14 protein-coding genes are annotated in these 15,051 nt (G+C 52.9%); 10 read left to right on the forward strand and 4 right to left on the reverse strand.

Features of this window, described 5'->3' with window-relative positions:
- Positions 1-9 precede the first annotated feature (9 nt).
- From ABIE63_RS17405 to ABIE63_RS17435, 7 genes are read left to right on the forward strand one after another with little or no spacing between them, the layout of a single operon-like run.
- Positions 10-963, forward strand: a complete 954-nt coding sequence (locus ABIE63_RS17405) for a septal ring lytic transglycosylase RlpA family protein (protein WP_354506646.1) — start codon at positions 10-12, stop codon at positions 961-963.
- A 5-nt stretch (positions 964-968) separates the two neighbouring features.
- The gene (locus ABIE63_RS17410) at positions 969-2,240 is read left to right on the forward strand and encodes a D-alanyl-D-alanine carboxypeptidase family protein (RefSeq protein ID WP_354506649.1); all 1,272 of its coding nucleotides are present in this window, start codon (positions 969-971) and stop codon (positions 2,238-2,240) included.
- Between the two features lie 33 nt (positions 2,241-2,273).
- The gene (gene tmk, locus ABIE63_RS17415; protein WP_354506652.1) at positions 2,274-2,912 is read left to right on the forward strand and encodes a dTMP kinase; all 639 of its coding nucleotides are present in this window, start codon (positions 2,274-2,276) and stop codon (positions 2,910-2,912) included.
- Positions 2,909-4,018: a DNA polymerase III subunit delta' gene (locus tag ABIE63_RS17420; RefSeq protein WP_354506655.1), complete on the forward strand. Its 1,110-nt coding sequence runs from the start codon at positions 2,909-2,911 to the stop codon at positions 4,016-4,018. The genes tmk and ABIE63_RS17420 overlap by 4 nt, the downstream gene beginning before the upstream one ends.
- Positions 4,019-4,064: 46 nt before the next feature.
- Positions 4,065-4,865, forward strand: a complete 801-nt coding sequence (locus ABIE63_RS17425; RefSeq protein ID WP_354506657.1) for a TatD family hydrolase — start codon at positions 4,065-4,067, stop codon at positions 4,863-4,865.
- The gene (locus ABIE63_RS17430; RefSeq protein ID WP_354506660.1) at positions 4,862-5,629 is read left to right on the forward strand and encodes an MBL fold metallo-hydrolase; all 768 of its coding nucleotides are present in this window, start codon (positions 4,862-4,864) and stop codon (positions 5,627-5,629) included. The genes ABIE63_RS17425 and ABIE63_RS17430 overlap by 4 nt, the downstream gene beginning before the upstream one ends.
- Positions 5,626-6,051, forward strand: coding sequence for a DUF1499 domain-containing protein (locus ABIE63_RS17435; RefSeq protein ID WP_354506663.1), 426 nt, complete (start codon positions 5,626-5,628; stop codon positions 6,049-6,051). The genes ABIE63_RS17430 and ABIE63_RS17435 overlap by 4 nt, the downstream gene beginning before the upstream one ends.
- A 1-nt stretch (position 6,052) precedes the next feature.
- On the opposite strand, the gene ABIE63_RS17440 is transcribed toward ABIE63_RS17435, so the two are convergent.
- Together ABIE63_RS17440 and ABIE63_RS17445 are read right to left on the reverse strand one after the other, a co-directional pair.
- A complete protein-coding gene (locus tag ABIE63_RS17440; protein WP_354506666.1) occupies positions 6,053-9,220 on the reverse strand; it encodes a multidrug efflux RND transporter permease subunit in 3,168 nt (1,055 codons plus the stop codon).
- Complete coding sequence (locus tag ABIE63_RS17445) at positions 9,217-10,524, reverse strand: efflux RND transporter periplasmic adaptor subunit (RefSeq protein ID WP_354506669.1); 1,308 nt, start codon at positions 10,522-10,524, stop codon at positions 9,217-9,219. Before ABIE63_RS17445 ends, ABIE63_RS17440 begins: the two co-directional genes overlap by 4 nt.
- A gap of 1 nt (position 10,525) precedes the next feature.
- Here ABIE63_RS17445 and ABIE63_RS17450 point away from each other — a divergent pair, with 1 nt between their 5' ends.
- The 3 genes from ABIE63_RS17450 (at position 10,526) to ABIE63_RS17460 (ending at position 12,779) form a co-directional block, all read left to right on the forward strand.
- On the forward strand, positions 10,526-11,020 hold the full coding sequence (locus tag ABIE63_RS17450) for a MarR family transcriptional regulator (protein WP_354506672.1): 495 nt from the start codon (positions 10,526-10,528) through the stop codon (positions 11,018-11,020).
- 146 nt (positions 11,021-11,166) lie between these two features.
- Positions 11,167-11,985 (forward strand): nucleoside triphosphate pyrophosphohydrolase, encoded by an 819-nt coding sequence (gene mazG / locus ABIE63_RS17455; RefSeq protein WP_354506675.1) that lies wholly within the window; start codon positions 11,167-11,169, stop codon positions 11,983-11,985.
- 32 nt (positions 11,986-12,017) lie between these two features.
- Complete coding sequence (locus tag ABIE63_RS17460; RefSeq protein ID WP_354506678.1) at positions 12,018-12,779, forward strand: SDR family oxidoreductase; 762 nt, start codon at positions 12,018-12,020, stop codon at positions 12,777-12,779.
- Positions 12,780-12,781: 2 nt separating this feature from the next.
- Here the strand turns inward: ABIE63_RS17460 and ABIE63_RS17465 are convergent, their stop codons facing one another.
- Both ABIE63_RS17465 and ABIE63_RS17470 read right to left on the reverse strand, forming a co-directional pair.
- Positions 12,782-13,693: a LysR family transcriptional regulator gene (locus tag ABIE63_RS17465; RefSeq protein WP_354506681.1), complete on the reverse strand. Its 912-nt coding sequence runs from the start codon at positions 13,691-13,693 to the stop codon at positions 12,782-12,784.
- A gap of 316 nt (positions 13,694-14,009) precedes the next feature.
- Positions 14,010-14,816 carry an inositol monophosphatase gene (locus tag ABIE63_RS17470; protein ID WP_354506684.1) on the reverse strand — a complete coding sequence of 269 codons (807 nt, stop codon included), beginning with the start codon at positions 14,814-14,816 and terminating at the stop codon, positions 14,010-14,012.
- Between the last annotated feature and the right edge of the window lie 235 nt (positions 14,817-15,051).

Here is a 15,051-nt window from a genome sequence, read left to right on the forward strand (position 1 = left end):
TATATGTTGATGTCATCACGGCAACTGATTGCAACAATCCTGATTCCAATCGGACTGCTTTTTAGCGCTTGTTCGGAAATTGAGTTGGTGGCTCACGGCGCCAAGCAACTGCGTAATAACCAAACGAGCGATGAGATTGGAGAATACAAGGTCGGCAAGCCCTATCAGATCTACGGCGTTTGGTACTATCCAAAATTGGAAACCGATTATGACGAAACTGGCATCGCATCCTGGTATGGACCGGGATTTCACGGTCGACGCACTGCCAACGGTGCAATTTTCGACGAGAACAAGGTTAGTGCCGCCCACAAGACGCTGCAGTTACCATCCATTGCCCGCGTGACTAATCTGGAGAATGGGCGATCAATCAAGGTACTGGTCAATGACCGAGGGCCTTACGCTCATGGCCGAATCATCGACCTTTCACGCAGGGCCGCTCAACTCCTCGATATTGAGCGTAAAGGCACGGCACGCGTACGTGTCCAAATTCTGGAAGATGAAAGCCGGCAAGTTGCCGCGTTAGCCCAAGGAAGGGGAGGAGAAAATCCGCAGCCTGATGCTGCACCGACAGAGCAGGTTGCGGTCGAAACACTCTCCGGCCAACAGAGTAACGCAAACACGAACAACAGCGCCCAAGGAACCCAAACGACCGTCACCCCTGGTGCCCCTGTCCCAAACTCGGTGAACCTTCTACCAGCAGAGGACCAACCGGTAGAATTACAAGCTGTCAACGAGAGCGATCTATTCATTCAGGCCGGTGCATTTTCAGTGTACGACAACGCAAACAGACTGCGCGCGCAAATTGCGGCCTTAGGCCCAAGCTTGATCTCTCCAGCTATGGTCAATGGACAGCAGTATTTTCGAGTTCGGATCGGCCCTTTGGCATCGGTGGAGGAGGCCGACATAAAGCTTCAGCAGTTGATAGCCAACGGCTACAACGATTCACGTATCGTTGTTGATTGAGTTTTTTGCCAGTAGATGACTCCGTTCACCAGAATTCGGTGGCCCCAAGATCACATTTTTGGCTCATTTGCTTGTTACGTTTTGATTGGCAGAAACACATAGACAGAACCGGTAAGGGGAAAAATATGCAGCGGCGTATCATGAACAAGGTTATGGGAGCTGCCATCTGCCTAGCCTTGTTTGCATCCGGATATAACGCTAATGCGCTTGAGACTTCAGCACGCGAAGCCATCTTAGTTGATCTCACCACCAACACCGTACTCCTTGCCAAGGATCCAGATGAAATCATGCCGCCTGCTTCAATGAGCAAAATCATGACGATTTATCTGGTTTTCGAAGCTCTCAAGCAGGGTCGACTGCAATTGGACGACGAGCTGTCGGTATCCGAGAAGGCGTGGCGGATGGGTGGCTCAAAGATGTTTGTTGAAGTTGGAAACCGCGTTCCGGTTGAGGCGCTATTACGCGGTGTTATCGTCCAATCCGGCAATGATGCCTGCGTCGTTTTCGCCGAAGCCCTTGGCGGCACCGAAGAAGCTTTTGCAGAAATAATGAACAGAAAAGCACGTGAGCTTGGGATGAACCAAAGCAATTTCGCAAACGCGACCGGTTGGCCTGACCCCAACCACTATGTGACCGCGCGCGAGCTCGCTTTGCTGGCACAACGATTGATCCAGGATTTTCCTGAGTACTATCACTACTTCGCCGAGACCGAGTACACTTGGAACGACATCACACAGCAGAATCGCAATCCTTTGCTGTACCGCACGCCGGGAACCGATGGATTGAAAACCGGGCACACTGAGGAAGCAGGTTACGGCCTTACAGCGTCTGCGGTCCGAAATGGTCGCCGCATTCTCCTCGTGGCCAATGGAATGGCCAGCAGTAAAGTCCGCGCCGAGGAATCAGACCGGTTGATCGAGTGGGCATTTCGCGAGTTTGAAAGCTACACTTTGTTCAATGCTGGCGAAACGGTCGAACGTGCCGATGTATGGATGGGGCAGGAGGATTCAGTAGAGCTTGTTTCAACTGGTGACATTGCTGTCACGCTACCCAAGAGAGGCCGCGACAAATTGCTGGTCAAAGTTGTCTACGATGGTCCGGTACCAGCCCCCATTGAGAGAGGACAAATCATGGCCCACCTCGTAATAGAGGCTGAGGGAATGGAGACGCAAAGCATTCCTTTGATGGCACGTAGCAACATTGATCGGCAGGGACCGATAGGACGGCTTTGGACCGGTGCGAAGCATATGATCCTCGGATCCGCCAGCATGGATTGACCCGCGCTCTAGAGCGGGCAACCATATCCCATCATGACAAGAGGCCGATTCATAACGCTTGAGGGCGGAGAGGGTACGGGGAAGTCGACACAGCGGCAGCGATTGGTTGCATCGCTGCAAGCTCGGGGTCTCAAGGTACTTGCAACCCGAGAACCTGGCGGTAGCCCCGGCGCGGAGGAAATTCGGCGATTGCTTGTGGAGGGCCCACCGGATCGGTGGGATGCGGTAACTGAGGCTTTGCTTCATTTTGCAGCCCGCCGAGACCACGTTCAGAAAACGATACTGCCTGCGCTCGAACAGGGGACTTGGGTTATCTCTGATCGGTTTGCGGATTCAACCCTGGCCTATCAGGGATATGGCCACGGGCTGGATCATCAACTGTTCTACAAACTGTACGCGATGGTTTTGGAATCTTTTGTCCCTGATTTAACAATCATCCTCGATGCCCCTGCTGAGCTGGGATTGCAAAGGGCAAAACTTCGTGGGGGAAGTGAAGACCGTTATGAAGCCATGACGCTGGCATTTCATCAACGTCTTCGCCAAGGGTTCTTGGCAATTGCAGCACGTGAACCAAATCGTTGTCATATCGTGGATGCAACGTTAGATGAAATTCAGGTCGCTGACGTTGTGCTCGATCTAGTCCTAAGAAACCTAAAGCTTTCTGCTACATGACGACATCACCTCTAGCTGAAGACTCGACGACGGTTAGCCCCCGCAACAATCCGAATCTGCTTGGGCAAACCTCGGCCGAGGCAACGTTGCTAAAGGCCCATAAATCAGGACGGTTGCCACATGCCTGGCTGTTTGCCGGTCAAAAAGGTATTGGGAAAGCAACGCTGGCTTTCCGGTTTGCTCGTTATCTACTTGCGAATGATGGCCTTTCAAGCGATGCCGAGCTTTTTGGAGATATTGGCGACAACGCCGAAACGCTGCACGTAGACGCAAATCATCCAGTGTTCAGGCGCATTGCCGCTGAAAGCCACGGCGATCTGCGGGTACTAGAACGGAAGGAAGACAAAAAGGGTCGCTTGCGCAGTTCCATCGTGGTCGACGACGTTCGGGGTGCTACCGATTTTCTGCATCGCACCTCTGGAGACGGTGGATGGCGGATCGTGATCGTCGATGCAGCCGAAGACTTGAACAATCAAGCGACCAATGCGCTGCTCAAAGCGCTTGAGGAACCTTCCGACCAAACCTTGCTTATTCTAATTAGCCATGCACCAGGGCGTTTGCTTCCCACTGTGCACTCCCGTTGCTGCCATTTGACCCTTGGACAATTGTCCGAGGGTGATTTATCAGCGCTGATTGCACGGTTTATACCCGAAGCGGCCGTCGACGAAGCGCAAGCACTCGCTCGCCTTTCCGGCGGATCGATCGGTAAAGCACTTGCCTTGCGCCAAGCTGGTGGACTTGGACTGCTTCAGGATCTAGCTGTCGTTCTGGAATCAATGCCAAGGCTGGATATTTTAAAGGCTCAAACGTTCGTCGACCATGTAGTAGGGCCCAAGGACGCTACAGCATTCGAAACGTTACGCGAGTTACTCGCGTGGTGGTTTGCACGAATGCTGCGTAGCGGTGCAACCCAAACCTTCCCGCCACCAGTTCTGGCGAACGAGAGGGAGTTAATGGTACGCATGTACAACAGCGGCGACCTTGAAGCCTGGATGGCCTTTTGGGATAAGTGGTCCAAGCTGCTGAGCCGCGCCGACAACACTGCCGCAAACCGACGCCAAATGATGCTCGGACTGTTCGCTGACTTGTCGCGCCTCGTTGCTTAACGAAATGACTAAGCGATAGGACGCTGTCCCCTAATAGGAAGTACGAATGCTAATCGATTCCCACTGTCACCTCGACTACCTTATGAAAGACGAGGCAGTTGATCCCATTGTTGCTCGGGCCCATCAGGCAGGTGTGTCGGGGATGGTTACCATCTCGACCAAACTGTCTACCTTTCCCAAGGTGCGCGCTTTGGCCGACGGCTGCCGGGGGATCTGGTGCACTGTTGGCGTTCACCCTCATAACGCAGACGAGGAAGGCCAAGAAAGCCCAGCTCAATTACTGGAGCTCGCTAAAGACGAGCGTGTCATCGGTATCGGTGAAACGGGCCTGGACTATTATTATGACAACGCGCCGAGAGAAGATCAGCAACGGTCTTTTCGTTCCCACATTGAAGCGGCCAGGGAAAGCGGTTTGCCACTGATAGTCCATACCCGGGATGCAGATGATGACACCGTTGCAATTCTCCGCGATTCCTACCAGGACGGTGCTTTTCCTGGGCTTATCCACTGTTTTACTGCAAGCCGTGCCCTGGCAGAGGCGGTTCTAGAACTTGGGTTTTATCTTTCCGTCTCAGGAATCATAACTTTCAAAAAGGCTGATGATATCCGGGAAACCCTCAGATATGCGCCACTGAATCGATTGCTCGTGGAAACCGACTCTCCGTTCCTTGCGCCAGTGCCTTTGCGCGGTAAGACAAATGAACCCGCTTATGTGTGTCATACAGCAAAAGCGCTCGCCGATCTCAAAGGCATAAGCCTGGAAGCTGTGGAGACGGCAACGACTGAAAACTTCTTTCGCCTTTTTTCAAAGGCCAGCTTCGATGAGATTCGGGGCCACCGGCAATGAAGATCACCGTGCTCGGCTGTGGTAGTTCTGGTGGCGTGCCGTTGATCAATGGAGTTTGGGGCAACTGCAATCCGAACAATCCGCGGAATCGACGTCGCAGGGCTTCTATTCTGATCGAGAATGCCAATCGCCGCATATTGATCGATACATCACCGGATTTGAGGCTGCAGATGCTGGACGCCTCCGTCGATAGTCTGGATGCAGTGCTCTTCACACATGATCATGCCGACCACTGCCATGGATTGGACGACCTCCGCGCCTTTGCATTTCATCAAGGACCGATACCAGCCTACATGTCCGAAGAAACACAGAATTGTCTGGCCCTACGATTTGGCTATGCGCTGAAAAGCCAAAGCTCTGCTACTGGATTGTACAGGGCAATACTCGATGACCGGATAATCGATGGTGAAGCATTTGATGTCGCTGGCACCGCCGTGCGGCCGTTTGTGCAAGACCACGGCTTGGGGCAAACCACTCTGGGTTTTCGAATCGGCGGATTTGCCTATTCGACTGACCTTGTTGATTTGCCCGACGCGAGTTGGAAAGTCCTTTCCAACCTTGATTTGTGGATTGTCGACTGCCTTCAGATAAAACCCCACCCGACGCACTCACACTTGGAAAAAACACTCCGATGGATTGAAAAAATCCAACCACAGAAGACAATACTTACCCATATGAACCACAGTTTGGACTATGATTGGCTGATCCGGAACTGCCCCGAAGGAGTCCAGCCAGGCTACGATGGCTTGACGATTGATTTATGAGAATTCGAGAGTATCGGCAATTAGGCTCAAGAAATTATTCGATTCTTTCCCCACCGGATTGGTTCACAGTCGGAGGCAGGGTTTCTCCAGCACCACTCCTTGATGTTTCAGCACAGGAGTTGTGGCTTCTCTGGCTTTATATCGCCGAAAACGCACCACGCACCCATTGTTTGGAAGCAAACTCTGAAACCTTGACGTCGCACCATTCCCAAAAAACGCGGTATCTCCACTTGCCCGATGATATTTGGGCCGAGATCGTTCCCTTGGGCGAGCAACAGTCCACGATCGCAATACTTAGTCGATCTCGATATGGAATGATCGATTTCGGTATCAATCAAAAGCGGGTTGCCCGTTGGACAACCCGCCTGATCAACCGCACAAAAGCATGGAAACGGCTTAGCGGCATGCGTGAGGGGGTCTAACTCATACCGGCGTTGTGACTTTCTCTCGACTATGCAACCGCGAACCAATCCACCGAACTGTAACATAGAAAACAGGCGTAAAAATAAGTCCGAAGAAGGTAACGCCCAACATTCCTGAGAACACTGCTGTCCCCAGGGATTGCCGCATCTCCGCACCAGCGCCACTGGCAATCAACAGCGGCACGACCCCCAGAATAAAAGCAAAAGATGTCATCAGAATCGGACGCAATCGGCGCTGGGCAGCCTCGACAGCCGCCTCGCGCCGGGTCAACCCATTCTCTTCTGCTTGTTTTGCAAACTCGACAATCAGGATTGCGTTCTTTGCCGCGAGACCAATAAGAACGACAAACCCGATCTGGACCAGCAGATTGTTGTCCAAGCCCCGAATATTCACGCCAACAACAGCTGCAAGCAAACACATTGGCACGATCAAGATGACTGCGAGAGGTAGCAGCCAACTCTCGTAGAGAGCCGACAAAAGTAAGAACACGAAGACAACAGCCATGCCAAACATGATCAAGGCCGTGTTACCTGCCAGCTTTTCTTGCAGAGCTAGCTCCGTCCATTCGAAGCCTATGCCATCAGGCAAGCTCTCCGCCATCAACGCTTCAACGGCACTGATCGCCTCGCCCGTCGAGATACCCGGCGCCGCACTGCCTTGAATATCAATCGCCGGATAAAGGTTGTAGCGCGGTAGCCGCACTGGCCCGGTCGTATCCCGCAGGCTGGCGACCGTGCCGAGGGGAACCATGGACCCATCTGCAGAGCGGGCTCTCAAGGCCAGTACATCAGAGGATTCTTTCCTGTGTTGCCCCTCAGCTTGGGCTATAACTCGATAAGTACGACCTAGAAAATTGAAATCGTTGACATAACTAGAACCAAGATAAATTTCTAGGGTATCAATTAGATCATCAATCGGCACCTGCAGCATTTCCGCGCGTGTGCGATCTATGTCGGCGTAGATACGCGGCGTTCGGGTATTGAAGAATGTGAAGGTACGAGTCAAAGACGGGTCCTGGTTTGCCTGGGCCGTAATGACTCCCGCAGCTTCCTCCAGCACCTCCAACCCGCGACCATTTAGGTCCTGCAGATACAGCTTCCATCCCCCACTGTTACCAATTCCACGCACTGGAGGCGGGGCAATAACGAAAGACAGGGCGTCTTGGATCTCCATCACCGCCATCTGCGCATTCTGCAAAATGGTTCCGGCATCGAGTCCCATTGCAACTCGTTCCTCAAAGGGAAGGAGGGGCAGGAATATCACGCCTGCACTGGAAGAGGTCGTGAAGGTAGAACCATCAAGCCCGACAATGGATACGACATTAGCAACGCCGGGTGTTTTCGCAAATATCTCGGCAGCCTGACGCATGACCTCGTCTGTGCGGGACAACGAGGCACCGGGGGGAAGCTGCGTAACCGCTATTAAGTAACCCTGGTCCTGTTCCGGAATGAAGCCGGTTGGCGTGTTCTTGAACTCAGTCACGGTCAGGGCCACCAATCCACCGTAGAGTACGAGAACGAATAGACTCCCTCGGACCAGGCGAAGCGTCAGCCGCCCATACAGTTGCTCCGTACGACTAAAGATCCAATTGAATCCTTGGCCAATCGCGCTGAACGGCAACAGCAACACTCGGAACAGCGCGGGTGGGCGCCGCACATCTGCGCGCGACTTTAGGAGTATGCCGGCGAGGGCAGGGGATAGGGTAAGAGAAACCAAAGCCGAGATAATCGTGGCAGTAGCGACAGTGAGCGCAAACTGCTTGAAGAAGGCCCCTGAAATCCCGGTGATAAAGGCCGTGGGAATAAAAACAGCGGACAGCACGAGTGCAATGGCAATCAAAGCCATTCCTACCTCATCCATAGTGCGGTGCGCGGCTTCCTTTGGCGCCAATCCTTTGGAAATGTAATGCTCGACGTTCTCGACGACCACGATCGCGTCATCCACGACAATGCCAATTGCTAGCACCAGCCCGAACAACGACAAATTGTTGAGAGAAATATCCAAGGCCGCCATCACCGCAAAGGTCCCGATCAATGATACGGGAATGGCGATAATCGGGATTATCGAAGCTCTCCAACTTTGTAAAAAGAGCATAACAACAAGAATAACCAGCAAAACAGCTTCGATGATGGTCCGGTAAATTTCATCAATCGATTTCTGGATGTAGTCCGTTGGGTTATAGACGATTCTGTAATCGATGCCCTGCGGCATTGATTCAGCGATGTCTTCCATTTCTGCGATGATATCGGCAGCTGTCTCCAAGGCGTTGGAACCGGGTCGTTGAAAAATCCCAATCGGCAATGCCGAACTGCCGTCAAGGTAACCAATCGTGTCGTAGTTTTGGGCGCCCAACTCTACCCGCGCAACGTCACGAAGCCGCACCGTCCGTCCGCCGCTACCTTGCTTGATAATGATGTTGCCGAACTCGCCGGTTTCTAGCAGACGACCTTGCGTCTGAATACTTACCTCAAAAGCATCCTGGCTGTGCATTGGCGACTGGTTCAAAACACCTGCTGCGACCTGCACATTGTTCTCGCGCAACGCGGCAACGATCTCGGTTGCCGTCATATTAAAGGACGCGGCCCTTTCCGGATCGATCCAAACCCGCATCGCATAAGCACGTTCTGCAAATAATCGCGCCTCACCAACTCCATTGATGCGAGCCAGCCGATCTACAACTTGGGTCTTTGCATAGTTCGATACATAAAGGCTATTACGCGTATCATCGGGCGAAAGAATATGAATGACCATCATCAGGTCCGGCGAATTCTTTCGCACATCGATTCCCTGACGTTGTACAACGTCCGGGAGTAGGGGCTCGGCAAGCGAAACGCGGTTTTGCACCAGCACTTGAGCAATATCAAGATCCGTACCGGTCTGAAAGGTTACCGTCAGGGATGTCGTACCGCTGGCAGTGTTCTCAGAGCGCATGTAAAGCATGTTCTCGACGCCATTGATCTGTTGCTCAAGCACGGATGCGACCGTGTCAGCAGCAATCTCAGCGGTCGCACCCGGATAGTTGGCGGTGACCGTGACGCTTGGCGGGGCAATCTCGGGATACTGGGTTACGGGCAATTGCAGATATGCAATTACTCCAACTAAAACAATGAGGATGGATAGAACCGACGCAAAAATCGGCCGATCTACACTGAAGTGCGCGATTTTCACTGGCCGCCTCCGGTCGAGCCTTGGAGGGCCTCAAGTGAGATTACCTCTGGTGCCACCTTGGAACCCGGTCTTGCCCTAAGCAATCCTTTGACGATTACCTCGTCGTTCAGGGTCAATCCCTCTCGTATGACCACAAGGCCATCGATCGAGGGGCCTAGTACGACGGGACGGGGTATGACTGTTCCCTCAGGATCCACAGTTAGAACTATCTTAGTGCTCTGATCGGACAGCACGGCAACTTCCGGAATCACAATGCTAACCGCCGGGGTTTTTGCTGGAAGCCGCAAGCGCGCAAACAAACCCGGCACTAGGATGCCGCGCTTGTTCTCGAAGGTTGCCCTCAACCGCAAAGTGCCTGTCCCTCGGTCAAACACCGTATCGACAAAATCAATCCGTCCCCTACGGGGCCAGTCCTTTTCATCCATGAGACGGAGTTCGACTTCTATGGTAGTTCCGGCAACAGTCGGATTCCCAGCGCCCGAAACGCTATTCAAACGGATGTACTTAAGATAATCGGATTCCGAGACGTCGAAAACAAAGTGTATTGGGTCTTGCGATACAATCGTCGTCAGACGGGTGGAAGCCCCGGACGCAGCCTCGATCAAGTTTCCTTCATCGACTTCAGCGCTGGAAATCCTCCCCGAAACAGGAGCGCGTACTTCCGTAAAGGCAAGGTCGAGTTCCGCGCTGCGCAGTTCCGCTTTGGTGGCCCGCAACTGTGCTTCTTGCACTTTCTTGTTTGCCACTCGGGAATCGTATTCTTCACGTGCGATGTTCTTATTGGGCAACAGCCGTTCGGCGCGCTTCAGTTCAAGTATGGCAAGCTCTAGCTCGCTCTCAAATCGCGCCACATTTGCTTGAGCCAGGTCGACCGCGGCTTCGAAGGGGCGGGGATCAATTACAAAGAGGAGATCACCCTTCTCGACAAACTGCCCATCGGTAAAGTGGATCGACTCCAAATAGCCAGAAACTCTCGCCCGAACATCAACAAACTTGACCGCTTCAAACCGCCCCGTGAATTCATCCCATTCGACGATCTCTTTTTCGATCGCCCGGACGACACTGACTTGTGGCGCTTGACCTGGAGTTTGGGCGCGCAAACTAGTAGGCAAAATTAATATTGCTATTATCATCATAATAACAATCGCTTGAGCTTTTTTTCTAACGTCTCTCATTAGGGTGCCTTTGACGTGCCAAGAGTTACGTAGTGCGCTTAAGACCCATGCCGGCGTTTGACGGGTCAGGAGGTGGGGCATATAACTACTAGAAACCTTTCTAGCAAGATAAAAGTTGGAGGGCGTCATATTGAACTCGCGAAATTCTGTAGAAGCACGTTTAGACCGGATTGAATGCAACTGGCATTGTGACCTTGCAGTTCAGGCAGCGATTCCCATTCGTTTGCTACGCGTACGCGATATCCTGTTCCAAAATGGCCGCAAGGTTATGGAATCAGTACCTTTATCGCCGTCAGAGTTTGACGTTCTCTCAACACTACGTTCCAGCGGCAGGCCGTATGAGATGACTCCAACTCAGTTAGCGAGTGCTGTACTGCTTACTTCAGGCGGGATGACTAAAACGCTGAAGGGGTTAGAAACGAAGGGCTATATTGAGCGTTTCTGTTTTGAGACAGATCGACGCTCAAAGTTCGTTCGCCTTACAGGCGCCGGCCGCGAGTTAATTGAAACGTTGCTTCCCAAAGTCTTGGAAAACCACACAGAAATGATACAGCAGGCGCTTTCCGATTCGGAGCAGGCGGCTCTTAACATGTTGCTTAGTAAACTGCTCACCTCGTTGGAGTGATTGTTTTTTCCATAATATACATTATGCGCGTTTATGATTGGCGAGAGATGCCGATGATATAGACGTCCCCCTCACGGGTCCAAAACCTTGCGCCCCTCGATCCCTAGCATATGATTGCATTCATGACTGAGAGCCCTAACGCAAACATGCCAGCAATTTCCCCAGAAGCCACTCTTGCTCGGCTCATCAACATAATGGCGCGACTACGCAATCCAGAATCCGGATGCCCATGGGATATGGCTCAGACCTTTCGCAGCATCGCCCCCTACACGGTTGAGGAAGCTTACGAGGTTGCCGATGCGATTTCGCGCAACGACATCTCCGATTTAAAGGAGGAACTCGGTGACCTGTTACTCCAGGTGGTGTTTCACGCCCGAATGGCTGAGGAACTCGGTGAGTTCTCTTTCGCTGATGTCGCTACCGCTATTTCCGACAAGATGGAACGTCGACATCCGCATGTGTTTGGCGACGATAAAACGATAAACGACCCTTCCGGACAGACAACGGCGTGGGAAGCCCATAAAGAGGAGGAAAGGCGTTCGAAAGCCAACCGCAATGGCGAAACCACCAGCCTCCTCGACGGTATTGCTACTAATCTGCCTTCAGTGACACGCGCATTAAAACTTCAAAAACGTGCAGCAACTATCGGTTTTGATTGGGATAATCTAGATCCTGTTCTAGAAAAAATTGACGAAGAGTTGCACGAGTTACGTACAGAGTTATCCCGAAACGGCCCGAAAGATCATCTAGAGGCTGAGCTCGGTGATTTGATGTTTGCGGTTGTGAACCTTGCGCGTCACCTTGGCCTCGATCCCGAGAGCGCCCTGCGGCGGACAAATGAAAAGTTCGAACGACGGTTTAAATTTATAGAACGCTCACTGGAAAATTCCGGAATGGGTCTTGCCGACGCTTCGTTGACTGATCTCGAGAACCGCTGGCAGGAGGCTAAGAAAACAGAACCATGATACGTCTTAACTATCTGAAATAAGGATTTTTTATGAAAATCGAAAGTCTTACTGTTTTTATCACTGGCGCGACTTCTGGGTTTGGTGCCGCAACCGCCCGCCGCTTCATCGACAGCGGCGCTAAAGTAATCGGGACCGGCCGGCGCGATGACCGATTGAAAGAGACCCATGACAGGCTGGGCGACCGTTTCTTGCCCATAACACTGGACATACGTGACGAGAAGGCTGTAGCCCAGGCGGTCTCGTCGCTCCCCGACGCTTTCCGCGAGGTTGATCTCCTCGTGAACAATGCCGGCCTTGCTCTTGGACTTGAGCCGGCGCAGCGTGCGGATTTGGATGATTGGGAGCAGATGATCGATACCAATTGTAAAGGATTGATTTACTGCACGAGAGCGCTTCTCCCGGGTATGGTCGAGCGCGACCGGGGACACGTGATAAATATTGGATCCGTCGCTGGCAGCTATCCCTACCCTGGCGGGAACGTTTACGGCGCAACCAAAGCCTTCGTACATCAGTTTTCGCTTAATTTGCGTGCCGACCTGATAGGCAAGAATGTGCGCGTGACAAGTATTGAACCTGGATTGGCAGAGACAGAGTTTTCGCTCGTCCGCTTCAAAGGAGATGCCGAGAAAGCCCAACAGCCTTACCAGAAAATTGATCACATGACGGCGGACGATATTGCAGAGGCTATTTTTTGGGCCGCCACCCTACCCCGCCACGTCAACATCAATGTTCTTGAGTTAATGCCGACCATGCAGGCGTTCGGGCCTTTTGCCTTCTCGCGTCACGAATGAGCTTATTCTCCACCCGTTGAGGTTGTCGCTTGTTGCCGGTCACGACGTTCGGTTTGTTTCATCCAGTCAATGAAGCTTTTCGCCTCCGGGCGCAGTACGCCTGGCCGGTGCACGATGTGATATGATTTGCTGGAATCTTCCTGATAGAGCGAAACTAAGTGGCCGGCCGCAATATCTTCTTCCACCCAAACGCTGGTAGTGCAAGCCACACCCTGACCTGCGCGCAATGCAGAGAGCAGCATGTAGCCCGGCAAATGAGTTACATTGAGCTTTCGGGACGATAAATCCACACCCTGGCTTTCCAGCCATTGCAAAGCCTCCCTAGTCCCCATCTCCTGCAGCCACGGCAAATCCTGGAGATCTTGAGGGCTGTCGATTTTTCGATCCTGCACGAGTGATTTTGCAGCCACGATGGTAAAACGCGCCGGAATAAAGGGCGCGGATATCAACCCGGGCCAGTCGCCATCTCCGTAGCGTATCGCCAAATCGATTGTGTCGCGCCGGAAGTCAACAACTTCCACAGAAGGGTTTAGCATTAACTCTATCGATGGGTGCTTGGTCCTAAACTCACCAATTCGCGGCATCAGCCAGCTAACCGCAAAGCTTGGCGTCATGGATATGTTCAGAGGACGATCACGCCCCCCGCTCGCAACCATTTCGATTGTCTCCGCGATTTGAGAGAATCCCTCCAGCAGACCTTCTGCCAGGATCTTTCCGTCCGCGGTTAAACTCAATCCCCGCCCTTCCCGGAAAAGCAAACCCACGCCAAGCCACTCCTCCAGACGTCGAACCTGCTGTGCGACTGCAGCATGGGTCACGTTCATTTCCCGGCCCGCCTTACTAAAGCTCCGATTCCTGGCCGCTGATTCAAATGCACGAAGGCTCGATAGCGAAGGAAGATCATGCCATTTCATATGTAATTCCTACTTACATATCGAAACTATTCCTGAGTCTCATCATTCTCTTATCTGACCTATATTTTGTCTAGAGAAACCGCTAGCCAGGAGAAACAAGATGTTACTTTCAGTGTTCACAGAAACTTATATGTCGGCCCTTCGTCGGGAGAACCCGGGCGTATCTCACAAACCCGAACAGCGCGCTTTTCCCGATTACGAAATCGACCGGCAACATAAACTGCCACTCTTTCGTAGCGGTCTAATCGTGCTTGCTGGTCTTATCGCACTAGTGAGTCTGTGAATGTGGGAAACACCAAGGATGCATCGGCGAGGTTCATTCGGTCAGGACTCGGCTTAGAGTCTGCCAAGTGGCCTCGTCGGGTGCCATAACCAGACCTTGGGTCTGGCGCAGGAGCGGATGATAATCAACTTGCTCCAACGTTCGCGCGAGCCCGCCAGCTTCCGCATGGATGAGTGTGCCAGGTGCATGATCCCAGGGCATCAGCTTGGTGAAGAGTGAGAAGTGCATCTTTCCTTCGGACAATCGCAAATACTCGGCGCCGGCACACCCCAAGCTCTTCAAAGGGCGCATGCGGTCACGATTGCGTTCAACAGCTTTTGCAATTTCAGGTGAAGCCCAAGTGCTTGCGTGAAACGTACCCGTCAGTTCGGAAACGCTTGAAGGCGCGGGTGCAATCTTAAGTCGCACACCCTCCATCCAAGCGCCCGCCCCTTTCTCCGCCACCGCCATGCGGCCACTCGGCAATTCCAAAATCCAGGCACCGACGGTCTCGCCCGCTCGTACCAGCGCGACCATGATCGCAAAAACCGGCCGACCGTGAGAAAAATTTCGGGTTCCGTCAATGGGGTCAACAATCCATACCGGCTCGGCACCCGCTAGCAGATCGAATACTTTCGGATCAGTAGCAGCAGCTTCCTCGCCCACGACCTTCGAGCCCGGCAATAAGGCAGTTAAAGCTGCCGTCAGACGGCGCTCCGACGCTTCGTCGGCTACCGTTACCGGCTCCCCTTTATCTTTCTCGCGTATCTCGTGACTTGCCAAGGTTTGGTATCTAGGCATCACTTCGGTTTCTGCGGTTTCCTTGAGGATGTCGATGACGCTTTGAGTATGTATTTTCATGCTGAAGGAATAGCCGCTTCGCACCCATTTGCATAGCAAAAGGGGCCGCGATGTCTACCGCGACCCCTCCTTGCATTACCGCATCGGGTATTCTGGAAAGCGGAGCTTTAGAAGCCCATGCCGCCCATGCCACCCATGCCGCCGCCCATGCCGCCCATGTCGGGCATGCCGCCGCCGGCTTCCTTCTTCTCCGGCTTCTCCGCCACCATCGCTTCGGTGGTGATCAGGAGACCGG

This window comes from Limibacillus sp. MBR-115, assembly GCF_040549425.1.
Classification (GTDB): domain Bacteria; phylum Pseudomonadota; class Alphaproteobacteria; order Kiloniellales; family CECT-8803; genus Limibacillus; species Limibacillus halophilus.